Raw genomic sequence first — 25,574 nt, forward strand, 5'->3', positions numbered from 1 at the left:
GGTGATCAAGTCGCCGATTGCTGAAGCAATTGCATTATCAATGCTCTGAGCCAGTTTGCCAAAAAACTTTTTTTCTCTATTTCCAATTGGTGAGCAACAATCTACGAATAAGAAATGTCTGATTTTTTACACATTCTATCTTTATGAAAAAAATCTGACAATATCTATTGAATTTTTTTTTAATTCGTTCTACAGTTCGAACATCGATTATGTCTAATTTTTTTCAAAGAAGAAAAAAATGAAAAAACACACTACATCAAGTGATGCCCCCTCGCCCGATTTAGCGTTTGCGAAATCGCGTTTAGGCGAAGCACTCATGCTGCAACTTAAGGAAGGTTCGTCGTCTTACAAACGAATTGCGGACTACCTACTGCGCAATCAAGTCAAGGTGACCGCGCTCGGTATCGAAGATATGGCAGAACAATGTGATGTCTCCACCGCGACCATCAGTCGATTCGCCCGTGATTTAAATTTCGCCAACTATGCAGCGCTTAAAAACTCTATCGCTGAAACTGTGCAGGAAATTTTTTCACCAGTAGAAAAATTACGGAATACGTTTGAAGCGGGGAAAACCCATACCTCGCCGATGAGCGCGAGCTTGCAATCAGCACTGGCGAATATTAACGCAGCGAGTCAGGGTGTGAATGACGAGCAAATCCAACAAGTGGTCCAACGCTTAGGAAAAGCCGCAACAGTCTACATCATGGGATTTGGGATCAGCTCCCATTTGGCGGGTATATTGGCCTTACATTTGCAACCCTACTGCAATCATGTGGTCGAGGTAGTCACCTACGGTGGAACGGAAGTTGCAGCAGGTAATTTGGCGAATATTTCAGAAAAAGACGTACTCATTGTCATTTCATTTCCACGCTACGCGATTGATGTCATTCGCTTGACCGAGTTTGCGCGCGCACATGCAACATGTATCGTGGCGTTGACGGACTCATCCGCTTCGCCATTGGCGCAATTGGGCGACTTTTTATTACTCGCACCGAGTAACCACGCAGTACTAGCAAGTAGCGCTAGTGCAGCAACCGCTGTCATCGAAGCCTTAGTCAGTAGCATGATGGTTTCGAATAAGAAAAACCTTGAGAAGGCAATCCGTTTAACGGAAGCGCTCAACGGCTATTTACACAATAACGACAATACCGCAAGAACCGTGCAACTGGAAAGTCGCAAACCGAAAAAGTAAGTCACTCCCCCAAATGGAATCCAATCAACAGGCGTTGTATTCAACACCTGATGGGGGCCCTTTTTCGTAAAATTTTCGTAAAAAATTGTTGAACTAATTAAAAACACTAAGGAGTTAATACGATGAATCACTTCACACATGGCAAGCAAGGATTTCCTTCTGCTCCCAAAAAAATCACCTCGGCGACCTGGTCCGCGCTGGGAATGATGGCAATGCTAGGATTTGTCGGTCAAGTTAAAGCCCAAGATCAAGCGCAAGATCAAGTCGTCCAAAAAATCGAAATTACTGGTTCATCGATTAAACGCATCAATGCAGAAACCGCGCTGCCGGTGCAGGTGATCAATCGTATCGAAATCGCCAAAACCGGCGCAACCACTGCAGAACAATTGCTCAACACCTTGAGTGCCAATACCGGCTATACACAAGAGTCTGCAAGTATCAGCGACAAACCTGGTTCGAGCGGGCTATCCGGTGCCAATCTGCGCGGCCTTGGTGTATCGTCAACACTGGTTCTGTTGAATGGTCGTCGCCTTGCAGCGTTTGCCTTCGGTGGAGAAGGGACAGACTTAAACTCGATTCCCTTATCTGCAATCGATCGCGTCGAGGTCCTAAAGGATGGCGCTTCGGCAGTGTATGGCGCGGATGCAGTCGGTGGCGTCATTAATTTCATTACTCGCAAAGACTTCACTGGCTTCGAAGCGAGCATTGGTAGCATGCGTACGCAAGAAGGTGGTGGTGGAGACAAAAATATCAGTTTGTTGGCTGGTTTTGGCAATATCAATAGTGATGGTTTCAATTTCTTTGCTAGTTTGCAGCACAAGAAAAACGATCAACTCCGTACTGCGCAACGTGATTTCGCGGTAAGTGCATGGCGCCCGCTCGAGGCGCGAGGCTATCCTGACAATTTCACTTCAGCGAATACTTTTCCAGCTGGAATGTATTCCGTTTCAGGAAAAAAATACTTGGGAAATCCAAGTGCGCCCGATTGCGCACCACCAGCAAGTATCAATATTAATGGTGCATGCCGCTTCGACTATCAAGCTGCTGCCGATATTTATCCAGAGTCAGCGAAAACCAACTTAATCAGCCGCGCCACTCTCGCGATAGACAGTGACCACACTATTTTTGCCGAATTCACGGCGTCGAAAAATGAAGCGAAGTACCGTTTGTCACCGACCGGCATCAATGGCAATACAGGGACGAATAGTAGTGCTTGGACCTATCCTGCTGGTGGGCCGTTTTACCCTGCGTTTTATGTCAACTCTGCGGGCGTTAAAGTGCCAACCGATGGCCAAGCATTTAATGTACGTATCCGCATGGCACCAGGTGGTGCGCGTACCAATGGGCAAGAGTCGAATCAATCTCGCCTCTTGCTTGGGAGCGAAGGTAATATTGCAGGATGGGATTACAACACAGCAATCGCACACTCGATATCGGACAACACACAAACGTTGACGAACGGTTATTACGATCGCGTCAAATTATTGGCTGCGTTTAGAACAGGAAAAATCAATCCCTTTGGCGCACAAACACCAGAAGGACAAGCCTTGCTCGATAGTGCTGAACGCAATATTGATGGACGTAAAGGCAAATCGACCAGCGATGTGTTTGATGCTCGCTTCACTCGCGAGATCGCACAAACCGATGCAGGTCCAGTAGGGATCGCGACAGGTGTGGAATTCCGTCGTGAAAAATTGGAAGACAATTCGTCCGAGGAAATCTTGTCCGGTACGATTTATTCCACTTCCAAATCGCGTCGCGTGTCCGAGTCACGTGATGTGAAGGCTATCTTTGCGGAATTAGAAGCACCAATCACCAAGGAATTAAGCGCTCAGCTCGCCTTGCGGCATGACTCCTACGGTGGAAATATTGGTAGTTCAACCAATCCAAAGATCGCGCTACGCTATCAACCGAATAAAGAAATCTTGTTTCGCGCTTCATTCGGCACGGGCTTTCGCGCACCGACAATGAAAGATTTGGACCCATCGAAAGTTGAGACTTCAACCGGTGGTTTGTACTTCGATACGATTGGTTGTACAAAATATGATTCGCAATGTTTTAGCGATCAGATTCCCACTACGGAAGCAGGTAATCCAAACTTAAAGCCTGAAAAATCCAAACAATTTTCTTTCGGCGTCGTCTGGGAACCAGCAACGGCATTCTCTGCAGGTCTTGATTTCTGGAGTGTACGCAAGACTGACGTCATCAAATTCGCCCCTGAAACCTTGATCGATACCGACCCAGCTTACGTCGAGAAATTCATCACTCGTGACAGCGACGGTTACATTATCAACTGGGCCTTGACAGCACAAAATCAGGGTAAAGAAACCAAAAGCGGTATCGACCTTAACCTCGCCTATCGTACGAAGTTTGAGGGCTATGGCAAGCTCACAACACGCTTGTCGGGAACTTTGATGACGAAAAGTGAACAACAATTTGCTGAAGGTTCGAAAGTCTTCGACAACCTTGGCAAATGGGGCTTTGAATATGTCACACCAAAATGGCGTCATCGCTTGAGCGCCGATTGGGATATCGGTACTTGGGGCATTACTTTGGCGAACACCTTCCAATTGCATCATGAAGATCAGCAGTTCGATCCAAACGGTAATCGCCCGACTGTCGCGTCCTACAGCCTTTGGGATTTGCAAGCGGCCTACTACGGTTTTAAAGATATCAAAATCAGCGGCGGCATCTTGAACTTGGCGAACACAAAGCCTCCATTCTCGAACCAGACTTTAACTTATTTTGCAGGCTTTGATTCCACATATGTAGACCCACGTGGTCGTGCTTACTATGTTCGATTGAACTATGCCTTCAAATAATCAAAGGAATCGTGTCGCCTTAAACATAAGCTAGCAAATTAGATCGTCTGTCTAAGACGATCTGATGCGCTTACCAATCGGTCTTATCGGGTTATTCATCAAAACTGGCTTACCTGCGCGGCAATCGTAAACGAGTGTCGTCAACGAGGGTCGCAAACGAGTGTTGTTAACATAAGCGCCACGAAGGTCGCACCACCTTCCTCCGGTTCTGTCTTCGTGGCGCGAATGTTTTGTTATGTTTTTTGTTTTGTTATGTTTTTTGTTTTGTTATGTTTTTTGTTTTCTTGTGCGGCTTTTCTCCCGCATTTAGGGTAGCACCGAACATGTGCTACCCTTTTTTTGATGTCCAACTTCTTCATTAGATGCAGTCCATTCCCCCGAAAACCTGCCATGTCACTCCTCTTTCAATTTCCATTTCAACATTCAGCAGTGTTCCGAATCATCAAAAGATTCACTTCTTGGATATCCTACGCTGGAATTGCTCTGTGCTTGTTTAGTTCTCCTGTTCGAGCAGAGGCCAATGCCGACACTCAAGTCAAAGGAAGTCTTGCCATCATTGGGGGGGCTTTGCGCTACGACAACAGCACGGTTTGGCAAAGAATTGTGCAAGAAGCAGGTGGGCAAGGTGCACGAATCGCCGTCATTCCTGCCGCCTCGGCGAGTCCAGAGCGCAGCGGTCAACATTTAGTCAAGGTTCTCAAACAATACGGCGCTGATGCCTACCTGTTGCCACTATCGATTAAATATCTGAATGAAGATGGGCAGCAAACTTATTTTCAAGTCGCCCGCGATCCACTTTGGCTGGATCAATTGAAGAACACCCAAGCTGTGTACTTTTCAGGTGGCGACCAAAGCAGAATCACGAAGGTTTTAATCAATGAAGATGGCTCTCGTACGCCTTTACTAGAAGCGATCTGGGATCTATATCGACGTGGCGGACTCATTGCAGGCACGAGTGCAGGTGCAGCGATCATGAGCGAGACCATGTTCTCCAATGCTAAGTCAGTCTTACATACTTTGCAAAACAAGGTAAAAGTCGGTAGAGAAATCGACCAGGGACTGGGTTTCATCGGTCCGAATATCTTGGTTGACCAACACCTCATCATACGCGGGCGTTTTGCACGCATGCTACCCGTCATGCAGAGCCAAAGAATTCCACTCGGTCTCGGCGTCGACGAAAATACAGCAATGTTTATTTTTCAGCAGCGCTTTATGGAGGTGGTTGGCTACAAGGGAGCAATTGTTTTGAATCTAAACCAACCCAACGACTCGAAACGATCACCATTTCAGATGCAGAATGCGCGCATTCATTACCTCAGCGATGGTGACAAATACGATCTCGCCAGCCATCTCACCACACCATCGCCCGAAAAAGAATTGATTCAATTCAAACACAGCGAAGAGCTTGATCAGCAACCACAAATGCTTAGCGATATCTTGGCCAATAGCGCAGTCGTCGAACTGCTAAGTCATCTCATCGAATCCCCTGCGCGCTCAATGAAAGGATTAGCTTTCGATCCACGCAACAAGCAATCTTCCCTAGGTTTCGAATTTCAATTTGCAAAAACAGCCGGTAGTCAGGGTTATGTCAGCAGTCGAACGGGAATGGATGCCTTCACCGTGTTGGATATACGTCTTGACGTGCGTCCCGTGAAGATAAGAAAGCCGATTTACCAAAATTTCAATTAGGTTTGAGCCTTGGTAGATCCACTCTAAACTGCACACACAGACTTTCTGAGTCCAGAATTTTGTCGTAAGCTGCGTCTACATAATGAGAATTTGGAGACCATATGACTACTGTACAAGAATCGGACCCTATCACATCATCAACCAAGGAACGTGAAGTCGATCGACTCCTGCATCACTACGCAGAGAGCCATCGCAATCCAATCAATGAAAAGATCCATTTTCTTTGCGTCCCGACGATCATGTGGACCGTGCTTGGATTAATCTGGGCGATTCATCCCTGGGCGGCATTCGGTGGTGCACTGCTGGCGTTGGTGTATTACTTTAGCTTGTCCTTCAATTTTGCCATTGGCATGGCACTCATGGCGAGCATTATGCTGGCGATCTTGCAGAGCATCCCGCCAGCCTATGTGTTACCAAGCGCTGGTATTGTCTTTGTGGTGGCATGGATATTTCAATTCATAGGCCATAAAATTGAAGGCAAAAAACCGTCCTTTTTTGAGGATGTTCGCTACCTCCTAATCGGTCCACTATTTGTACTAAGTTTTTTGTACCGCCGACTCCACATCCGCTACTAATCCACAAAAACGCGGAGCAAAAAAAACCGCAGATCAAGTCTGCGGTTCATTTAGCTTTCATGCCAACTAGGTATTACGAGAGACTCCAAACGTGCTCTAATTTTGCCCAAGCTTGCTGCGCCTTACCATCTTTCACTGCAGGCTTAAATTTACATGTAGAGTAAATTTTGACTGCGGCTTTATCCAAAGTTTTTGAGCCACTTGATTGGTCAACCTTTGAATCCATCACATTGCCATCTGCGCCAACTAAAATTGACAAAGTGACTGTACCTGTTTCTTCATTCATCAATGATGATTTTGGATACACGGCTTTTTCACATGTTTGTCTTTCAACCATAGGTACTTCCGCAGCATTCGCAGTCATAACAGAGCTCAACAAAGCAACAGCCAGAATCATTTTTTTCATAGTCGTATCATTAAAAATAGGGGATTAACACAAGTCCAAGGCAAACATATTGCGATAGCGCAATTGCCACATGGAAACAGCCCGACATTTTAAAGAATGTTTTTCCATATGGCAATACATATGCACAAAATTTAATCAGTATTTTCGTAGCAATGTAAATATATTCTCTTGACCGAGTAATCAAAAATAGCCTGATAGATAACAAAAAAACCGGAAAAGCCGAGTCGCTTTTCCGGAAAATCATTACTGCTAGGGAAGCAAGCTAATGATCACAATAAGTGACTAGTCATAGGTCGCGTTGATATTGACGCCTGTAAATGCCTGTTTCGCTCTTAAGACGATGTAGTACCATACGCCAGAGCTTGGTGTCGGTAGCAGAACATTTTCATCATTTCCAGCTTTCACCGAGGCAGCATCATAGGAGCTCGTGGTTGGATAGCTTCCTTTCTTCACATACAAATCCACATCGCCAGTTCCACCATTCGTATAGAGCTTGAGATTTTTCGCCCCTGTTGGAAGCATGATGTAAAGATACGCTTGCGAATTGGATGTAAGGTTTTTGATTGCACAGTTTTTGCCAAGCTGTGAGGATGAGGCGCAAGTCGGCAAAGTCACCACCGGCACCGTTGGCAGTGGCGGTTCACCCGCCACCGTTACAGTCTGAACCCAATTCGCGAACTCGGTGTCATAGCGTGTGCCGATATTATTCAGGTAAGTTTGATAGCCAGCATAATCACCGCTGCGGAATTTCGCGATCATCGCGTCGATATCACTACGATGTCTTTCATTCATAAAACGCACGGCCATGTAGCCCCAACGATAAGCACGAGTCACATAATCTGACATCGAATAGGTATTGCCCAAGATCGTGCTCAGTTTGTAAGTACCGGTTTTAGCTGCATCAATCGCCTCTTGGTAATTGTTCTTGTGTGATAAATACTCAGCAACACCCTCGATCCACCACACGGTCGGTTTTGCCGTTCCAGCGGCAAAGTCACCCGCCATATCAAAACGGCCATCGAGATAATGCACATACTCATGCTCTAAATTCCACACCGAGAACGTAGGACGCAGCCAGGAGGCTTCGTGCGCAATAAAGCGCGCTTGGTTATTGACGTCGGCTGGATTGCCTTCCAAGTACATGCCGCCGTTGTCCGTACCGATACCGTAAATTGCACCTGCATACTTGCTGTAATTCGTGTAATCATCAAACACCACCAATTCCAATGACTTGTTATTGTCATTCGGCAGCGGCGTGTTATTTGTTAACAGCATTTTATGGAAGTAAGTCTCCTCCGCTCCGAGGATATTGCAAGAATCTTGTAGTTGTTGCGGCGTCATATCTTGCGCACGAATTTTGATGGTTGGGCTGCAGGTATAACTTGTTTTTAACACCGCATCCGCCAATTTCGTTTGGTAGCCACACGTGCCATATTCTGCACAATTCGCACTATCGTAGTAATCCACTGCACTTGCCGCATTCAGCCACAGATCGCTATCGGGTCCAGTCATGGTTGAGGTCGCCAATTGGTTTTTAACCATAGGTTTGACGGTATTCAGCAAAGCAGCATATTTCATAAAACGGAAAGCTTCGTTTTCCGCATCGCTCAGCTGATACGCCGTACTGGTATTCAGCAAAGCCGCTTTGTTGTTCACCACAAAATTATTTAATACAGTGGGGTAGCTCGCATCTTGAATGATCGACGTTGCATTCGCTCTATCGTGCGCGTAGAACATGACGGTTAAGGCGCCGGTCAAGGCACCCGCTGCCGATGTTTGTAATAAGCCGTTTGCGGCATTCGGATTCGACGCGGTATTTGTGTAGCGAACAAATACATTTTTCACGCTCGGCAGATAGTAAGCTTCATCATTTAAGTTCGTGATCAACTTAAACACTTCACTCGCCGTATTGCTCCATGCCGCGTTCGATGCGTACAGGGCACTCCCATCAATCAGTTGTTTAATCGGTGCACGCAAATTCGTCATCACGGTCGACGACGGTGCTACGATCGTACCGCCTGATGCCAAGTAATAGCCTGCCCGCAAATACAAAGTCAAATTGACCAAGGCGATATTGCTGGCGTTGTAGCTACTCGCTTCTTGCGTAAAACGGGATGCGACGGCATTCATATTCGTCGCGGAATAAATCCCTGCTCCTTGTGCTGAAGTTAGCGAAAACAGACCGTAGGTACATTCAGGGTCCGGCAAAGAAACCAAATAATTCGCCAAAGCAGCACCGCTGTAATTGGCCAAGGTCGTCATATCCTTACAGGCGGCCGTGGGCGCTGGTGCCATTAAGGGTGCCATTGAGGGTGCCGTTTTTGTTGCCGCAGAATTATTATTCGTACGATACAAGGCTTGCACATCTTTTTTACTTTGCGGCAGATTAAATTTCACCTGCTCTGCACTGGGCGGCAAAGCCATTCTGGCATGGGGACGCGGTGCCTGCTTGAGCGCTTTGTGTTCATGTTCGTGCCGCTCTGCTTGTTCGGATTGAATGGCAGCGTTAACAGGTGCCATACTCGTTGCATTCGCGGCGAGTATGGCCACCGCGATGATGGAATTTCTTTTCATCGACATCAAAAATCTCCTCTTATATTTATGGATAAATGAGCTAGGCTTAATCGACACCTCCCTGCTCGATTGCCCTTTGCAATGCGCATGGAGCTTAAGAAGGCGGATACTGTGACTAGCCCTTTTATGCCACCAGTGCGCAACAACGAAAACCCACTTTCCCTCCCTCGAAAGAAAGCTGACTATCGTTAAGGCGCCACCATCTTATAAATATATTTAAGAAATATCAATGATATATTCAATTAAAAAGATATATGAAAGTCTAGTTATTACAAAAACAGCGTAAATTCTGAAAAGATAAATATCTGTAAAATTTTGCACGGATGAGAAATGCAAAATCCAAATGAAATTCCAAATTTCGTTGCAAATAGTCGAATTTCTCATTGGAATCATGCTGATTCACATCATTTTATTTGGTAAATCAGAGTGAATTGTTTTTGATTCGGTGCTTATTTAGCTGTAATCGATATTGCGCGTCTAGTGTAAGAAAGCACTTTGTCACCGCGCTGTCAGACCTGTCGAAGGTGTACGGAGGATCTTGATGAGTTATTCCGGCGCTTTTTGGAGTTTTTGATTTTTTTGGATGGAAACTACAATGAATCAACACAGATGATTCACTTCAATTTTGCAAACTGCAATCACTAATGCAGCATGGCGGCAGCAATGCTATGGATGAAATGCGGCGCTTGATCCGCCAAGACTTACATGCATTTCACCCAAATTCACGTCTCTACGACGAGAAAAAAATCACGGCAATTTCTTCGCTGGCATTTCACGACCACCTTGTAACAAGACCACCTGCGTCACTTTTCCATCCGTCGCTTTTTCAAAACGTAGTTTGGCTGCTACGCCCACTGCTTCAAACAAATCAGGTTCAATCGCCATAATCTCGACGGTTCCCTGCCCTGTCGCTTGTGTCAAAAAACGCTCGCCGTCGCGGCTCACTGTCAAAATGAAATTCGGTGCCAACTGATACTGGCCGACATATTGATCGAAGGCTTCGGCACTGATTTTCACTGCAGATGTTTTTGCTTCAGCTTTCTTTACCATCACACGTTTTGCTGGAATGTCCCGTCCGCCTTGACTCAAGATCAGTTGATTCACTTTGCCATCGGCGGATTTTTCAAATGTCACCTTGGCGCCGACTTCTTTCGAAACAAAAGCATTCTGCGCAACGGCAGTCATGTAGATCGATCCTTGACCTGTGGCTTGGGCGACAAATCGATTGCCTTCGCGACGAATATTCAAGATGAAATTCGGCGCTAATTCATAATCACCAACATAGGCGTCAAACACCTCTGCCGCTACTTCAACTGCTGGCGATTCTTGTGCGATTACTTCACTGGTGCGCTCATGATGGGTCACCGTGCCATTTTGGTAGACAAGCGCATCGATCACAGCGCCCTGTGGATTTTTGACGAACTCCACGCGCAGCAACGAGGTATTGTCTTTGAAAAAGCCTGTCGTCGAATACGCTTGCAAGACAGTTGTCGGCCCATTCGTGCGTGACATAATCAACTTATCGCCATCTCTCACAAACTGACGACGATTTTTTTCATCGATCTTGTAAACACCAACATATTGATCAAGCACTTTGGCATCGAGAGTGATCGCTTTAAATTCTGGGATCGTTTTACTCATCGCCGCTGCGGCCAGACGGCTCGCCACCATACTCGATGCGGCCAAGCCACTCTCGGCATTCGTCAACACAGCCACATAGATTTTTTCTTTGGGTAGACGGAGCGCAAAGGTAGCGAAGCCGTTAATGCCCCCGCCATGAGAAATCATGGTAGAGCCTTCAAGTTCGCCTATGCTCCAACCATAGCCGTAGTCGGTATTTTTTCCGTTGGTCAGTTTGTAGTTGGTGAACGCGCGTTTCCAGCTGCTGGCCTTCAACAATTTGCCTGCACTAATCGCCGCATCCCATACGGCCAAATCATCGACGGTTGAGGTCAACGAACCCGCCGCATAGGGCTGCGTCATACTAATTTTGCTGCTCGGTTCAAATCCATTCGCACCGGGCGCATGACCTGCTGCGTGCGAATGCTGGCTACGCTCAAAGCCTTCATATGCCGTGTTTTTCATGCCGAGTGGCACGAAGATACGCTGCTCGACAAATTTGGCGTAGGGCAAACCGCTCGCTTTTTCAATGATCGCACCGAGCAGAAAGTAACCCGAGTTACTGTAATTCCACGTCGATCCTGGTTCAAATTCGAGCGGATCATTTTTGAAGCTCGCGATCATTTCATCGACCGTCATGTCTTTGGCGATGGTGCTCACAAAGCCAGGCTTGCTGGTGTAATTGGGAATGCCAGCAGTATGCGTCAACAAATGTTCGACGGTGATTTTCTTACCGCTCTCTGGGTAGTCGGGAAAAAACTTTTGGAGATTGTCAGACAGCGACAATTTGCCTTCCTCCATCAACATCAAAATACCCACGGCAGTAAACTGTTTCGATACCGAACCAAGTCGCATCACATCATCCGCTTGCATCGCCCGTTTTTCTACCACACTCGCCAAGCCATAGCCTTTGCGCAAAAGCGTATTACCGGCTTTGGTAACGATCACCGTCGCGCCTGGTTCGTTGGATTTGTAGAAGCTAGCGCTCATCGCATCAAGCTGCTGCGTGATCGAGGCTTGTACCGCATTGACCTCAACAGCGGACATAGGCGGTTGAACGTTCTCAGCAAAGCTATTAAGCGTCGGGAACATCACAAGTATTGCAAGACAAAGTGGTTTTAATTGGCGCATACGATCCTCCTTAAAAAGGCCTACTCTACTTGCACATGAATCAAAACGGAAAGGATTTGCGATAGAACGGCACGTTGATGGGATGAAACTGACTTTATTTGCATAATTGCGTGAAATGGATTTATTGATCCAGAGTGGGCTCGATGGTTGTCGTCATTACCGAGATGCTGCTGTAAATCAAATTCCTCTCAGGGTCAATGTGAGTCGATCAATTGGCTCGTGTAAAAAAAGTGTGATTCGTTGCGCAGGCGTGCATACGACTGCGCTGCGTTTGAGACTGTTTTTCACGCCGCCGTTTCAACCTTCATTTGCCCTAATACCTTGCTTTGCTTGATAGCCCTCCAAAGGAAATAGATTCCAAGTGGAATCGTCACCCCACCAGCAAAACACAGCAACCCTAGAAATATGTTGAGATTTCTCTTCGAGGAAAACGTTGATGGAATATGGCTCACAATCGCCCCTCCTTCTCTCCTGACACCATATACATAAACAGCATCACCGAAAAGTTTGCTGAAAATTTTTGCCTTAACCAACTTAATTTCCAACTTCTCACCTAAGCGCAAGTAGTTATCCAAAATATTTCCAACTGCAACATTCTGAAGCGCGAGCATCTTTCCATTGACATCCTCAATCTCAATAATTGAGTAATTTTGAGCTTGCCTAGTAACTATCGAATTACCCAGCATTTTAATCGTTCCTGTTACGCTTTTGAAATCTTCTACCATATAAACTCCCTCTAATTAACTACTGAGATCGCAGCCATCTTGTAATCGAACATCTACGACAATTAGTGGACATCCATCCCAAATAAACCACAAAAAAATAAGCGAGACCTCAACTCGCTTCCATCTCCATTCTCACACAAATCTAATCCAATTCCAACGATCACGTTGCCGAATTTATCTCATCAATGTAATCATACGCGGTACATGGCAGACTTTGGAAGCGTGCGATGCTGAGTGAATTGCCGAAAGAATGAAGTGGTAATTTGTTTTGCTTTCCTAGTACCGCGGATGTTGATGATTGCTGCCGATTTGCCTTGAGTATTTTGTAGTCTTTCAAACGTAGTTGAATCGAAGTGTAATTCGAATTCTCGGGAAATTAACGATTCCGACGCGTATCGGATTGCGATCGACATAGGCACACCAAGCTAGCCAGCCTCATCTAAGATTGCTTGGCTCTTAAAGCGTCCTTCCCTAAACCTGCTCGTACATTGATCCTCTGCATTCGCGCGGCGGGCAATCGATTTATTTAAACAGCGCATAAGCATTGCGAAACAATTTATTAAATCATTGCTTTTTGAAGTGGGCCTTTATTTGGCTGGAATTTTTACTCAATTCTTGATCTAAGCCTCACCCAAATCCTTTTGAATCGAGGCACTGTCGCCGCCCTTGCTCTCAATTAGTTTAAATTTTCTTTTCGCTTAAGATTCCCCAGAATCAAAGCCTCTATTTTTCAGGTAATCCGATAGTTCTAATTCTAATTTTGTTTGTAAAGCGAGAGGCTCGAGAATTCGGATATACGGTATCCAGTAGCGAATAATAGGAAAAATCTGGTTGAGATGCGCGATCGTTGTGCTCACGATCAGGCGACCATCCGAATGCTCTTTTTCAATTTTTTGAAGTGGAATTAGTTTCCGTCGTTTGAAGTAAATCGCAACCTCTTTCGAAACGGACAATTTCAAAGTCTGTTTCGCTGCAGAGAACCAAATGCCGTCTTCGTCCAATAATTGCTGCTCTATTTCTGAATCCCATAAAAATTCTCTCGTTGTCGAGCCCAGCTCGCTAATTTTCGCGAAGCTATAGCTTTTCAATGTGTTGCCATCAACCGCAGCCAAGTACCAAATACCCTTGCTATTGATTAGTTTGTATGGACATACATTTTCGTATTGCTTGACAACATCTGCTTTGCGATAAGTAAAGCGAATCCTCTTCCGATGGCGAATCGCTTTTTCTAACAACGTAAAATCAGTACTGCGTTCCGACACGTCTTCATAATCATGGCCTTGAACATGTAAATTTTTTTCGATTCGCGTATCAAATAATTCACTCAAAAAATCATCGGACAAGGAAGGAAACAGCCCCTTTACGCCAGCCAATCCGGCAAAACGACTAATATCTTTGGTACTCAGTTGCCCCAAGAATCTCACGTCCATTTGATACGAACCACCATTTTTTTCTAGCGGGAGATAGGCAAATCTAAGATTTAGATCGCGCTGAATGGTCCGTATATTTACGCCGAATTCTTCGGCCAACTCTTTAGGGACAAGTTTCTGCCCTTGATTGAGTTTCACCAATATTTGCGAGAGCCGATACACCAGGGTCTCATGGTTTTCAGAAGTCATACCCTACCCAAAAATAATTTTCTCTAAATTTTCGACGAGCGTCAGTCGGAAAAAAGACTTTTGTCAGAAATCGATTAACTCTCTTTTCATCATCAAAAAAAACGACATCACCTGTCACTCCTCCTAGTCAAAATAAGGCCTCTATCAATATTCAGTGCGGAGGTACTCGATGTTTTGGCTCATTTTACTTATTACTGGCTTTGCCCTCATCTTTTTTAAATTGGGCAGCGTATCAGTGTGGATGGCATTGCTGACACTTGCTTTAAAATGTACGCTTCTCATTGTCTGCGTATTCGGCGTAACGATTCTTTGGCAAAGATGGAAGATATATCGCACACAAAAAACGCGCGCAACAAGTCAAAAAATCGAACATTAAATCGGGAATGCATGGCGCCGTTAAGGCACGGCACCATTCCAATAATAAAATTCAAGTCGGCGAAAATATGGCGCTATGGCTTCTTCAAAATCGAATTGATTAAACCTTTACCACGTGTAAGGGAATTATCGGCGATTCGCTTCGCGCCATCCTTTAGCACACTCACTCTGTTAAGGCTTCGATTCATTGCGCTTGAACTTAGAACGACGGATGAGTTTTTTAGAATAGCTTGTGACAAGTCGTCAGCGAATATCGCTGCCTTGGCACGGAGTAAGTGACGGCCCTTTTCCTCAAAAATCTGTTGAATTTCTCGGAGGGCAAGCTCTTCATGCTCATAAATAATACTATCTGCCTCAATAATGTCTTGAATTAAGGCAAGCACATCTTTGGTCATTTCTTGATAATTGCAGTCCGGATTTGCTTTACTAAACTCAGCGAAAGTTTGCGCTAATTTCGCCATCTCAAGCTGCGATAAGTTCTCTTCGATCACAGACAGACTTGCTTCCACATACCTGCAATCGTAGCCCCACGCCGAAACAAAATAGCTGCGAATAAATGACCGTTCATCGTCAGAGATACGCCCATCAACTTCAGCAACTTTGAGCGACAATGATGCGATCAATTCGAACAAATCTATAGCGAGAACATCAATAGGGGAATTGATAAATTTCGGAATAACGGAAACTCTATCCCCTGTTTGCTTTGAAACCCACCGACGTATTCCTACAACAGTGCCACCCGACAAAACAGCCGCAGCAACAATCCACCCCACCGGTGTTACGGCAGCGCCGATACCGAATAAAGCAGCTAAACCAGTTGGCGCAAAAAAAGTTGAGGCAACCACGGTGGATTGCGCGACTGCCGCACCCGTCATGGCGACGCCTCCGACCTCCCAGAAATCCGCTAGCCTATTTTTGAGTTTTAAGCTTGCGTAGGCATTCTCACCAATGGCCAGTTTTGACTTAAAACGAAGCTCATCCGATATAACCTGCTTGACATTCACAAACTGCTCAATATTCAATTTCTACCCTTACGATTAATTTTGATTCTCCCACATTTTAATCGCGGGCATATATTAGATCTACACGCTCAATTTTCGATAGAAATTTATGCTTGCAGTGGCGCAAAATGATCAACTAAAGAGTGAATCCTGTTCTCCATATCGCCTGATAAGAAATCCTGCTCAGCTCCTTTAATGACGCCAACCAGAAGCAAGAGTTTCGCAGCCATCGTTCCAAAAATAGCACCCAACAACGGAATCGAAGCAACCAGGGCGCTAAGTACCAAAGCCAAAATAATAGCAAACGAAATGTTGGGGAACGCACGCATCAAGACAAAAATGAAATCAAGGATCTTGCGCCCTATTTTTACGATAGCATGCCCAATCTTCAGAGTTGTCTTTGAAAACGCATATAGCATCGCCTTCGCATCTGCGGAAATTTCCATATTGTTGATATTGGCTCGCACTTCATCATCGTTTGTAACAGTATGCCTAACAAATTCATAAAACTCAGGTGAAGGTTCGGCAATTTCCATTACAATTTCTTCGGCTGTCTCAAATTTACTTCCAACGACTCTCATATGATCTCCATTGAATTGCAGCGGTCAACTATCTATGTGCAAAATTTTCGGCCAAATTTCACATAAATCGCTATGCTATCCGAAAACCGATTGTAATTTGACATTGTGACAGGTGGTGTCGTAATTTAAATAAGTTTTCATCAGGATTAGTGCATTTCTATTTCAAACAAAAAATTGAAAATGAGATTTATTGAATCTTGTGGATATCAACCTACAACAACCTTAAAAAAAATAAGCGTGGACTCAGCTCTCTACAAAATGGCGGCAATCACTCCGACAGAAGCGAGCCCCACTATTGCAAAATCTGACTCAAGGTAGGCCTCCTCATTCGAGGTACCTAGCAACCTCTTGAACAACGAGAGCCTTGAGCAATGGACGGCCTCAAGACTCTCCTCAACCATTGAAATTTAATTGGACGGTGCAACTACCCAACCCAATCCATGGCCGAATCACTATCAAAAATACCTACGCCCAAAACGCCATAGGCTGTTCTGAGAAAATAAGTTGAACTTACAGTCTATTGAAGCTGAGCCTCGAGCGGCGACTTGCCGACGCGAGTCAGGTCGAGCGAACTTTTTTTGCAGGAATAGATCTTGTTTGCCAAAGAATGAAATCAACTTTTTTTAAGGCTGTTAACCCGCAATAGTCTGGAGCAAACTGGTCAAACTCACTGATATAGAGCTTACCTTCGGCAGAATCAAGGAATTTTTCATACCAATCTTCAAGCGATGCGTATGCCACCTTGGCAAGTGCCAGCTTGTTTTTGCTGGCATAACTCGGGGCACCGTGGCCTGTATTCTTGAGGATGTGAATGTCCCAAATTGGCTTTAACGGGTCAATCGTCGCGACCAGCTTGCTTGCAAAGGACGGCTCATATCTGCCAGTAAGTCTATAAATCTCGTCGAGTACATCGGCAAATAGCGGTTTTGTTTCCTTTAGTTTTTGCATTAGGGTGTAATAGCTGAGGTACCAAGCCATTTGACGACGCTGAACGCGATAGAACGCGTTGTACTTGCGCTGGAAATCAACATCCAATGATACATCGACTTTAGGGAACTCATGCATCAGCACGGCGTACTGAGTAATACCTTTCTCTGCTTTTAAAAGTGCGTCTCGAATTTTGGCTATGGTCATAATTATTTTTCTGTGTAGCCTAACCCCAAAGTCCAGCGACGCTTCGGATGTCAGGCTGCAACACTTAGTTATGCGCGTGCTAGGCGCCTCTTCAATTCTTCTGGGGAAATGGCTGGCTTTTGAGTGTGAACCATAGCATGGCAATTAGGGCAAAGTGGTCGCAGGTCTTTAATTGGATCAACTTTATATTCCCTACCGATTGATGAGATTTCTTTCAGATGATGAACATGAATGAACCCATTGCCAATGTCACCGTACACATCACCAAAGTTGAAACCGCACACATAACACGAATTACCATAATGCGCTAAACAGGCGTCCCTGGCTTTGGGGTTTCTCTCATACGCATTAACTACTACAGATTTCACTGAGCCCTCAGAATATGACTCGTCAGTAATTTCGTCAGGAAATCTTGTTGTGGCATTTGTTCCAATTGGAACGTATATTCCACCTGTTCCATCAATCGTCTTTTTACTTAATGAAAAGCCATGTTCATTAAGAAAATTTGAAAGCTTTGACTCCAATCCCGAATACATAGGAGTGTTTCTATCAAGCTTATGAAACCAACGACTGAGGACTCCTTGAGTATCTGTGCCGGTACCTTCGCCAGCATAAGATTCAAGAGAGGTGTTTTTGTACCCAATAAACTTGCTTGGAGCAAAAACCCCTGTGTCTGGGAAATAGTACCAGTGGTAGAACTGACCAAGCCTTGAAAAAGCAGCTGACGATGCGAAACTACCTACATCGAAAAATCGAACAGAATTTTCTTCAGCTTCCTTAAACGTTTCAACCAATTCCATTATTTACTCCAATGTGGATAGTTAGATTTAGACGACAAAATAACGCATAACACTCTTCCTCAATATTCCCTAAAAGCGCTTGAACATTCCTTTTCCAAGCTATTGGAAAACATTGCACGATACCAAATCTTTAAAAGCGTCACACAACTAATCTGAATTCTATCAAGTCGCACAATCATGTCAATCAATTAAAACTCTCCGCATCAAGAAACGTCCAGAATAAAAAATATCTCTGCGAAGAAACACAAATTTTCATGCAAGCGCCCCCATCACTTTCATCACCAACACAAAATCTCGCTTCAAAAAAAACGGGCATGCTCACACATGCCCGTTCTTCTACCAAACTAAAACTTCAAACACCAATTACTCGTAATCACTCATCGGTACGCAAGCGCAGAACAAGTTGCGGTCGCCGTAGACGTTGTCTGCGCGGCCGACTGGTACCCAGTATTTTTGCTTACGCAATGATGCTACTGGGAAGGCTGCTACTTCGCGGCTGTAGGCGTGGTTCCATTCGTTGGCGACCAAGACTTCTGCCGTGTGTGGCGCGTTCTTCAGTGGATTGTCTTTGGCATCGAATTCACCGCTGGCCACTTTCGCGATTTCTTCGCGAATCGTGATCATGGCGTCGATGAAGCGATCCAATTCCGCTTGAGATTCACTTTCTGTTGGCTCAATCATCAACGTGCCTGGCACTGGGAAGCTCATGGTTGGTGCGTGGAAGCCGAAGTCCATCAAACGTTTTGCAACGTCTTCGTTGGAGATGCCAGTCGCATCGGTCAATGGACGCAAATCCAAAATACATTCATGCGCTACCAAGCCATCGTGGCCTGTGTACAGCACTGGGTAATGTGGAGCCAAACGTTTGGCGATGTAGTTCGCTGCCAAGATCGCTGTTTCTGTCGCCGCTTTCAAACCTTCTGCGCCCATCATGGCGATGTACATCCAAGAGATCGGCAAGATCGATGCAGAACCGAATGGTGCTGCGCTGACGGCGGAGATACCCTTCTCGCCACGTACGTAACCATTGGAACGTTGATTTGGCAAGAATGGTGCGAGATGCGCGCCAACTGCGACTGGGCCTACGCCTGGTCCGCCACCACCGTGTGGAATACAGAATGTTTTGTGCAAGTTCAAGTGACTGACGTCGCCACCAAACTTACCTGGTGCAGCTACGCCAACCAAGGCGTTCATGTTCGCGCCGTCAACATACACTTGACCACCGTGTGCGTGGATGATGTCGCACAATTCGCGGATGCCTTCTTCGAACACACCGTGGGTCGATGGATAAGTCACCATCGCCGCTGCCAAGTTAGCGCTGTGTTTTTCTGCTTTGGCTTTGAGGTCGACCAAATCCACGTTACCGTTTTCATCGCAAGCAACAACCACAACTTCCATGCCAACCATCGATGCCGATGCTGGATTAGTTCCGTGTGCAGACGATGGAATCAACACGATGTTGCGGTGATGATCGCCACGCGATTGATGGTAAGCCTGAATGATCAACAAACCAGCGTATTCACCTTGTGAACCTGCGTTTGGTTGCAAAGACACCGCATCGTAACCCGTTGCTGCGCACAACATCGCTTCGAGTTGATCGATCATTTCGCGATAGCCAACGGTTTGATCGTTCGGTGCGAATGGGTGGATGTTAGAGAATTCTGGCCATGTCACTGGAATCATTTCGGATGTTGCATTCAACTTCATGGTGCAAGAACCGAGCGGGATCATGGTGCGATCCAAAGCCAAATCTTTATCTGCCAAGCTACGCAAGTAACGCAACATTTCGTGTTCTGCGTGATAGCGATGGAAGGTTGGGTGCGTCAAGTAGCTTGTTGTACGTGCCAATGCTGCTGGGAAGGCATCTGCAACACTTGCTTCAGTCGCGTCAAACGCTGGCGCTGTTTTGCCTTGACCGAGGATAGTCCACAAAGCTTCGACATCCGCACGTGTTGCTGTTTCGTCGAGCGATACACCAACTTGTGTCGCGCTAATTTCACGCAAGTTGTAACCAGCTGCTTGTGCTGCTGCGTGTACTACTGCTGCGTCTGCAACATTAATCGTCAAGGTGTCGAAGTATGTGCTGTTTGCAATGGCAACGCCCATTTGTTTCAAACCAGTAGCCAAGGTGCCAGTCAAACGATGTGTGCGTTCAGCGATTTGCTTCAAGCCTGCTGGACCGTGGTACACCGCATACATCGACGCAATCACTGCCAACAATACTTGTGCTGTACAAATATTCGACGTCGCTTTTTCGCGGCGAATATGTTGTTCACGAGTTTGCAATGCCAAACGGTAGGCTTGTTTGCCTTGTGCATCGACTGTGACACCGACCAAGCGACCTGGCATCGAGCGTTTGAACGCATCTTTCGTGCCCATGTAGCCAGCGTGTGGGCCGCCGAAACCAAGCGGCACACCGAAGCGTTGACTGTTACCGACGACCACGTCAGCACCCCAAGTACCTGGCGCTTCGATCAAGGTCAATGCCAACAAGTCTGCAGCGGCGATCACCATCGCGCCTTTTGCATGCACGGCTGCGGCGAATTCGCGGTAATCACGGATTTCACCGTCAACACTTGGGTATTGCAAGAGCACACCGAAACAGTCGTTTTCTAAGGCTTCGTTGGCTGTCAAAGTACGCACTTCGATACCCAAAGGTTTAGCGCGTGTTTCGATGATTTCACGTGTTTGTGGCAAGACGTCATGCGCGACGTAAAACACGTTTGAGTTGGATTTACCAACACGCTGGATCAAGGTCATCGCTTCGGCAGCGGCTGTACCTTCGTCAAGCATAGACGCATTCGCGATATCCATGCCTGTCATGTCCATGATGACTTGTTGGAAGTTCAAAATCGCTTCTAAGCGACCTTGAGAAATTTCTGGCTGGTATGGCGTGTAAGCCGTGTACCACGCTGGGTTTTCAAAGATGTTACGCAAAACCACGCCTGGCGTGTGCGTGTTGTAATAACCCTGACCAATGAAAGACTTGAGCACTTTATTTTTGCTCGCTAAGGCTTTCAATGTCGCTAAGGCTTCAGTTTCAGATTTCGCTTCTGTGAATTGCGCCAACGGCAAAACGTCTTTACGACGAATATTCGCTGGAACGAGCGCATCGATCAACGCCGTGCGATCCGCATAGCCCAACACTTTGAGCATAGCAGCTTGTTCTGCTTCAGATGGGCCGATATGACGGGCGATAAAGGCATCATGTGCCTCAAGTTGGGAAAGGCTAGTACGTGTCATGGTATTTGGGGGATGAAAACGAGTTAAAACAGGTTTTGGAAGGTTACGGATGGGGTTAACTATCAACTATCCGGAAACGTTTTGTGCCCGTAGAAATTCAATTTTCGGGATGCAGTACGAGGCGCAAAGCACAGCAATATGTCGATATTGCGCGCATTTGCAACGAAGTAATGCGCCCGATAATTGGATTTATGCGGGCACAAAAAATTAACCAATATTCTTTGCGTACGCTTCTGCTGACATCAATGCGTCAACGTCAGCTGCATTGGCTGGCTTCAATTTGAACAACCATGCGTCGAATGCGCCGCTGTTGATCGATGCTGGCTCATCAACAACTGCATCGTTCACTGCAACAACTTCACCAGCCACTGGTGCGTACACATCGCCAGCCGCTTTCACAGATTCGATTACGCAGCAATCTTTACCCGCAGCCAAGCTTGCGCCCACTTTTGGCAAGTCGACGAAAACGATGTCGCCCAATGCGTCTTGTGCGAAATCAGTAATGCCGACAGAAACTGTACCGTCTGCTTCTACGCGTACCCATTCGTGGGATTCTGTGTATTTGCGATCTGCTGGAATTGTCATGTTGTTCTCCAAAAAAATTTGAATTGATTATGTCTAAAAATAAAATCTTTGCCGCGAAGGCGCAGAGAGGCCTAAACTTCTTTTCATGTCATTCCTGCGAAGGCAGGAATCCAGCGTCTCTGCTTGTTACGTCACTGGATTCCCGCTTTCGCGGGAATGACAAATTCAAAAATCTCTATGTACTCTGTGCCTCTTTGGCGAATACATTACGCTACCAAAACCTTACCATTACGCACAAATGGCAATTTCACTACGGTTGCTGCTAATTGTTTGTCGCGAATCTGCACATGCACTGTGTCGCCAATCGCTACGCCCATAGGCAAACGTGCCAAAGCGATGGCTTCTTGCATGGTTGGGCTGAATGTACCACTCGTGATTTCGCCGTCGCCATGTGGTGTTACAACCTTTTGATGCGCGCGCAAGATGCCGCCTTTTTCACGTAGGATCAAGCCTAAGAATTGTTGTGTTTGACCTTGTTCTTGCAATGCTTTTTTGCCGACGAAATCACGCTCTGCTACCAGATCAATCGTCCAAGCCAAACCTGCGTTCAATGGATTAACTGTTTCATCCATATCTTGGCCGTACAAATTCATACCAGCTTCCAAACGCAATGTATCGCGTGCGCCCAAACCTGCTGGTTTTACGCCAACTGCTGCCAAGGCATTCCACAAGTCAGTGATGCGTTCAGCGGAAACGGCGATTTCAAAACCGTCTTCGCCTGTGTAACCTGTACGAGCCACCATCACTTCACCGAAGGACGTGTTTTCCACGATGACTGCGTTAAATGGTTTAATTTCAGCACTAGCCGCTTTGGTTTCTGGCAAAACTTCCCATGCTTTTGCACGGGCATTTGGACCTTGAACAGCGATCAAACCGTAAGCATTCGCGCCATCGCGACGTTGTGTGATGGTGATGCCAGCATTGGTTGCAGTGTTGTGCGCATTCATCCACGCGACGTCTTTTTCCGCTGTACCCGCATTCACCACCAAGCGGAACCAAGTTTCATTCATGAAGTAGATGATCAAGTCATCGATGACAGTGCCTTCAGGTTTTAACATCGCTGAGTACAGCGCTTTGCCTGGCACTTGCAATTTGTCGACATTGTTGGCGACCAAACCGCGCAAGAAGCTACGTACGTTCTCGCCTTTGAGGTCAACTACGCACATATGGGAAACGTCGAACATACCGACATCAGTACGCACTGCGTGGTGTTCTTCGATTTGGGAGCCATAATTAACTGGCATATCCCAACCGCCGAAATCAACCATCTTCGCGCCGGCTGCACGGTGTGCTGCGTTCAAGGGAGTTACTTTTAGAGTTGCTTGCGTCATGTGAGTGCCTCAGTACCAAGATTGGACATAAAAAAGGGACGAAACCGCATGCGAACTGATCATCCGCATTGCTGTTGAATCGTTTTACCCCTCTGTCCTGGTACCTGAGAGATTACGAGAAGCTATCGATCCATTCATCGATATTTCTCGTCGCACCTTCGGTGGGTAGTTCAGTGCGAGCCATCTGTGCACTGCTACCGCTCTCCAGAGTAGGGGAGTTTTCACACCACCCCGCTGATCGGTCCTTTTGCCTGAGAGTTTGTTGGGTATTAGCCCCTTCGGCGGCCGTCTGCAAAATGCTTATTTCGCGCAGCTCTCTCCCGATCAAGTGCTGCGATTATAACCCGAAACCGCAAACGGTTATTCTTCAACAGCACTTTTTTTCACGATTTATTGCGCAATAAAGTATCAATTTACTTATTCTAAAAATCAAGTCTAATAGAGAAGTAATCTCACTCAACTCACTCTTGCACCTTTTCTATCGTTTTTCCATCGGCGCCTTGTCCATTGTTCTCTCCAACATAACCAACGGCCAAGATAGGTTGTCGTGGTGGCTCGCCCCACATCCCTTTTCCGCGCGCATAATAAGCATGTAAAAATCCCCAATAGACTAAGCCATCACCACTGCGAGGGTCGAGCAAATAGAAACCGAGACGACCCAGTGGTTGGTTAAGTGGGACATACAGAGCATTATCTAACGTTTCTTTAGACCAGCGATATCCAGCTCGTTTCTCAGGCAGTTCTGACTTCCACTGACCTTTGATTTGAACCGGAAATATGCCTTGAAAACTGTCTTTTGCAAGCACTCTTTCGCTTTCATGAAAATACAAGATTGCTTGTTTCGAAGGTCGAGAAATTCCTGACAGTACTTTTAAACCATGGGCTTCCAAGATGGGACGCAGCTTTTCTGCATACGCTGGGTCGATCAAATAGCCTTGGGGAATTTGAATTTCATCGACGGCTTTGAATGCCACATAGGCAGGCAATTCCATCTTGGTACGTGATTTCTCACCAACAATTTGACCTAATTCATTTTTAATCGGATCGACAACTTCAAATTGATAGGTTTCCGCTAAGCTCATTTCGGTCCGCAATGGCAACCGTGCAACACCCGTTTTCCATTGGGCTTCCCAGCGCGCACGTGCAGCGATTTGCTCTTGTTTTACCTCGTCTTTGTGCTGCGCAAGCCATCGCAACAATTCAACTACATACAAGCGATTATCTTCAATTCGTTGTTGATAGCTTCGATAAACATACGTCTCGACCAAGACGCCCAAAGCGTATTGCAAGGTGGGGTAATTACTGACCAAATTAGGTGTGGAAAAAGCAGATTCCCATGCTTCAATTTGTTTATCTTTGTTGTAGCGAAAATTTCCGTAATCATAAGTTGGCATTCCTCGCGGCAACATGGTCGCACGTACGTCCGTCAACATTTTACGATTGAGACTTTGTAAGGGTGCATCGCCACCCGTAGCCCAAGCTGGTTCATACGTAATATGAAAGCCATGGTAGCTGCCATTCGTTGTATGCAAATCAAATACCGCAGCAGGTTGAAAATCTTGATACATCGCAAGTAGCCATTTTGTATTGGCTGCGACGGCTTTCATCATGTCACGATTGAGATCGATTCCAAAGACATTTTCTCTTGGCCCAACACCATGTTCGGGATTCGGCTGGTAGCGACGATTCAGCGGATCTTGCGCATCTGCGCCATCGGCGTTGTAGGTTGGCAGCGTCACGATCTCTAGCGCTTGACGAATTTCGGGATACTTCCCTTGTATCAATTCGCGCATGATAATTTGCATTGCGTCCTTACCCTCAACCTCGCCTGCATGAATACCCGCATTGATATACACCCGCAAAGGGTCTTTCGCAGTCGCTGCCAAGCGCCAAGCGTTCAAAGGCTGCCCCGATTCGGTGCTGCGCGGTGCCGCTTTGGGTCGGTAATAGCTCAAGGATTTGTCACGCTTTTGTAATGCGCTCATAAATTGAGCGACATCCGCAACGGTGCTGGTTGAGGCGTAGTTATTTTGTTCAAATCTCGTCGTCGGCCAAGGCTCTGCGTGTTTTTTGTCAAAAGCATGCGCCACCATCGGTGGAAGAGCCATGAGCCCCAAAAAACTTACCAATAAACGCTTCATTTTTCTTATCCTTAATAAAAAAATGACCTG

The 25,574-nt window shown here is 46.1% G+C and carries 17 protein-coding genes and 2 riboswitches; of the genes, 4 read left to right on the top strand and 13 right to left on the bottom strand.

The window, feature by feature from the left end:
- Positions 1-238: 238 nt before the first annotated feature.
- The 4 genes from KDM90_RS03215 (at position 239) to KDM90_RS03230 (ending at position 6,278) form a co-directional block, all read left to right on the top strand.
- The gene (locus tag KDM90_RS03215; protein ID WP_212674110.1) at positions 239-1,192 is read left to right on the top strand and encodes a MurR/RpiR family transcriptional regulator; all 954 of its coding nucleotides are present in this window, start codon (positions 239-241) and stop codon (positions 1,190-1,192) included.
- A gap of 122 nt (positions 1,193-1,314) precedes the next feature.
- A complete protein-coding gene (locus KDM90_RS03220; RefSeq protein ID WP_212674111.1) occupies positions 1,315-4,014 on the top strand; it encodes a TonB-dependent receptor in 2,700 nt (899 codons plus the stop codon).
- 390 nt (positions 4,015-4,404) lie between these two features.
- On the top strand, positions 4,405-5,703 hold the full coding sequence (locus tag KDM90_RS03225; protein ID WP_212674112.1) for a cyanophycinase: 1,299 nt from the start codon (positions 4,405-4,407) through the stop codon (positions 5,701-5,703).
- A 101-nt stretch (positions 5,704-5,804) separates the two neighbouring features.
- Positions 5,805-6,278: an Mpo1 family 2-hydroxy fatty acid dioxygenase gene (locus KDM90_RS03230; RefSeq protein ID WP_212674113.1), complete on the top strand. Its 474-nt coding sequence runs from the start codon at positions 5,805-5,807 to the stop codon at positions 6,276-6,278.
- Between the two features lie 73 nt (positions 6,279-6,351).
- On the opposite strand, the gene KDM90_RS03235 is transcribed toward KDM90_RS03230, so the two are convergent.
- From KDM90_RS03235 to KDM90_RS03295, 13 genes are all read right to left on the bottom strand, one after another.
- Entirely contained in the window at positions 6,352-6,684 is a 333-nt protein-coding gene (locus KDM90_RS03235; protein ID WP_212674114.1) for an energy transducer TonB, read from the bottom strand.
- 282 nt (positions 6,685-6,966) lie between these two features.
- Positions 6,967-9,264 carry a M9 family metallopeptidase gene (locus KDM90_RS03240; protein ID WP_212674115.1) on the bottom strand — a complete coding sequence of 766 codons (2,298 nt, stop codon included), beginning with the start codon at positions 9,262-9,264 and terminating at the stop codon, positions 6,967-6,969.
- Positions 9,265-10,005: 741 nt separating this feature from the next.
- The gene (locus tag KDM90_RS03245; protein WP_212674116.1) at positions 10,006-12,009 is read right to left on the bottom strand and encodes a serine hydrolase; all 2,004 of its coding nucleotides are present in this window, start codon (positions 12,007-12,009) and stop codon (positions 10,006-10,008) included.
- Positions 12,010-12,293: 284 nt separating this feature from the next.
- The gene (locus tag KDM90_RS03250) at positions 12,294-12,734 is read right to left on the bottom strand and encodes a hypothetical protein (RefSeq protein WP_212674117.1); all 441 of its coding nucleotides are present in this window, start codon (positions 12,732-12,734) and stop codon (positions 12,294-12,296) included.
- A 698-nt stretch (positions 12,735-13,432) separates the two neighbouring features.
- A complete protein-coding gene (locus KDM90_RS03255) occupies positions 13,433-14,353 on the bottom strand; it encodes a helix-turn-helix transcriptional regulator (protein ID WP_212674118.1) in 921 nt (306 codons plus the stop codon).
- A 449-nt stretch (positions 14,354-14,802) separates the two neighbouring features.
- Positions 14,803-15,732 (bottom strand): TerB family tellurite resistance protein, encoded by a 930-nt coding sequence (locus tag KDM90_RS03260; protein ID WP_212674119.1) that lies wholly within the window; start codon positions 15,730-15,732, stop codon positions 14,803-14,805.
- Between the two features lie 104 nt (positions 15,733-15,836).
- Positions 15,837-16,265: a hypothetical protein gene (locus KDM90_RS03265; RefSeq protein ID WP_212674120.1), complete on the bottom strand. Its 429-nt coding sequence runs from the start codon at positions 16,263-16,265 to the stop codon at positions 15,837-15,839.
- 603 nt (positions 16,266-16,868) lie between these two features.
- The gene (locus KDM90_RS03270) at positions 16,869-17,444 is read right to left on the bottom strand and encodes a hypothetical protein (protein WP_212674121.1); all 576 of its coding nucleotides are present in this window, start codon (positions 17,442-17,444) and stop codon (positions 16,869-16,871) included.
- A gap of 68 nt (positions 17,445-17,512) precedes the next feature.
- Complete coding sequence (locus tag KDM90_RS03275; RefSeq protein ID WP_212674122.1) at positions 17,513-18,244, bottom strand: HNH endonuclease; 732 nt, start codon at positions 18,242-18,244, stop codon at positions 17,513-17,515.
- Positions 18,245-18,607: 363 nt separating this feature from the next.
- Positions 18,608-21,487: an aminomethyl-transferring glycine dehydrogenase gene (gene gcvP, locus KDM90_RS03280; protein ID WP_212674123.1), complete on the bottom strand. Its 2,880-nt coding sequence runs from the start codon at positions 21,485-21,487 to the stop codon at positions 18,608-18,610.
- Between the two features lie 207 nt (positions 21,488-21,694).
- A complete protein-coding gene (gene gcvH / locus KDM90_RS03285; protein WP_212674124.1) occupies positions 21,695-22,072 on the bottom strand; it encodes a glycine cleavage system protein GcvH in 378 nt (125 codons plus the stop codon).
- A 206-nt stretch (positions 22,073-22,278) separates the two neighbouring features.
- A complete protein-coding gene (gene gcvT / locus KDM90_RS03290) occupies positions 22,279-23,403 on the bottom strand; it encodes a glycine cleavage system aminomethyltransferase GcvT (RefSeq protein ID WP_212674125.1) in 1,125 nt (374 codons plus the stop codon).
- Positions 23,404-23,485: 82 nt separating this feature from the next.
- A riboswitch (glycine riboswitch) is annotated at positions 23,486-23,621 on the bottom strand.
- An 11-nt stretch (positions 23,622-23,632) separates the two neighbouring features.
- A riboswitch (glycine riboswitch) is annotated at positions 23,633-23,736 on the bottom strand.
- Between the two features lie 128 nt (positions 23,737-23,864).
- Positions 23,865-25,544 carry a M14 family zinc carboxypeptidase gene (locus KDM90_RS03295; protein ID WP_212674126.1) on the bottom strand — a complete coding sequence of 560 codons (1,680 nt, stop codon included), beginning with the start codon at positions 25,542-25,544 and terminating at the stop codon, positions 23,865-23,867.
- Positions 25,545-25,574: the final 30 nt, after the last annotated feature.

It is taken from the genome of Affinundibacterium fentianense, assembly GCF_018139545.1.
GTDB lineage: Bacteria > Pseudomonadota > Gammaproteobacteria > Burkholderiales > Burkholderiaceae_D > Undibacterium > Undibacterium fentianense.

Bases quoted from the DNA above. Each gene is read 5' to 3' on its own strand.
- KDM90_RS03230 (WP_212674113.1), top strand. From the start codon at position 5,805: ATGACTACTGTACAAGAATCGGACCCTATCACATCATCAACCAAGGAA.
- KDM90_RS03220 (WP_212674111.1), top strand. From the start codon at position 1,315: ATGAATCACTTCACACATGGCAAGCAAGGATTTCCTTCTGCTCCCAAA.
- gcvH (WP_212674124.1), bottom strand. From the start codon at position 22,072: ATGACAATTCCAGCAGATCGCAAATACACAGAATCCCACGAATGGGTA.
- gcvT (WP_212674125.1), bottom strand. From the start codon at position 23,403: ATGACGCAAGCAACTCTAAAAGTAACTCCCTTGAACGCAGCACACCGT.
- KDM90_RS03255 (WP_212674118.1), bottom strand. From the start codon at position 14,353: ATGACTTCTGAAAACCATGAGACCCTGGTGTATCGGCTCTCGCAAATA.
- KDM90_RS03235 (WP_212674114.1), bottom strand. From the start codon at position 6,684: ATGAAAAAAATGATTCTGGCTGTTGCTTTGTTGAGCTCTGTTATGACT.
- KDM90_RS03245 (WP_212674116.1), bottom strand. From the start codon at position 12,009: ATGCGCCAATTAAAACCACTTTGTCTTGCAATACTTGTGATGTTCCCG.
- KDM90_RS03240 (WP_212674115.1), bottom strand. From the start codon at position 9,264: ATGTCGATGAAAAGAAATTCCATCATCGCGGTGGCCATACTCGCCGCG.
- KDM90_RS03225 (WP_212674112.1), top strand. From the start codon at position 4,405: ATGTCACTCCTCTTTCAATTTCCATTTCAACATTCAGCAGTGTTCCGA.
- KDM90_RS03275 (WP_212674122.1), bottom strand. From the start codon at position 18,244: ATGGAATTGGTTGAAACGTTTAAGGAAGCTGAAGAAAATTCTGTTCGA.
- KDM90_RS03250 (WP_212674117.1), bottom strand. From the start codon at position 12,734: ATGGTAGAAGATTTCAAAAGCGTAACAGGAACGATTAAAATGCTGGGT.
- KDM90_RS03265 (WP_212674120.1), bottom strand. From the start codon at position 16,265: ATGGAAATTGCCGAACCTTCACCTGAGTTTTATGAATTTGTTAGGCAT.
- gcvP (WP_212674123.1), bottom strand. From the start codon at position 21,487: ATGACACGTACTAGCCTTTCCCAACTTGAGGCACATGATGCCTTTATC.
- KDM90_RS03295 (WP_212674126.1), bottom strand. From the start codon at position 25,544: ATGAAGCGTTTATTGGTAAGTTTTTTGGGGCTCATGGCTCTTCCACCG.
- KDM90_RS03270 (WP_212674121.1), bottom strand. From the start codon at position 17,444: ATGACCATAGCCAAAATTCGAGACGCACTTTTAAAAGCAGAGAAAGGT.
- KDM90_RS03215 (WP_212674110.1), top strand. From the start codon at position 239: ATGAAAAAACACACTACATCAAGTGATGCCCCCTCGCCCGATTTAGCG.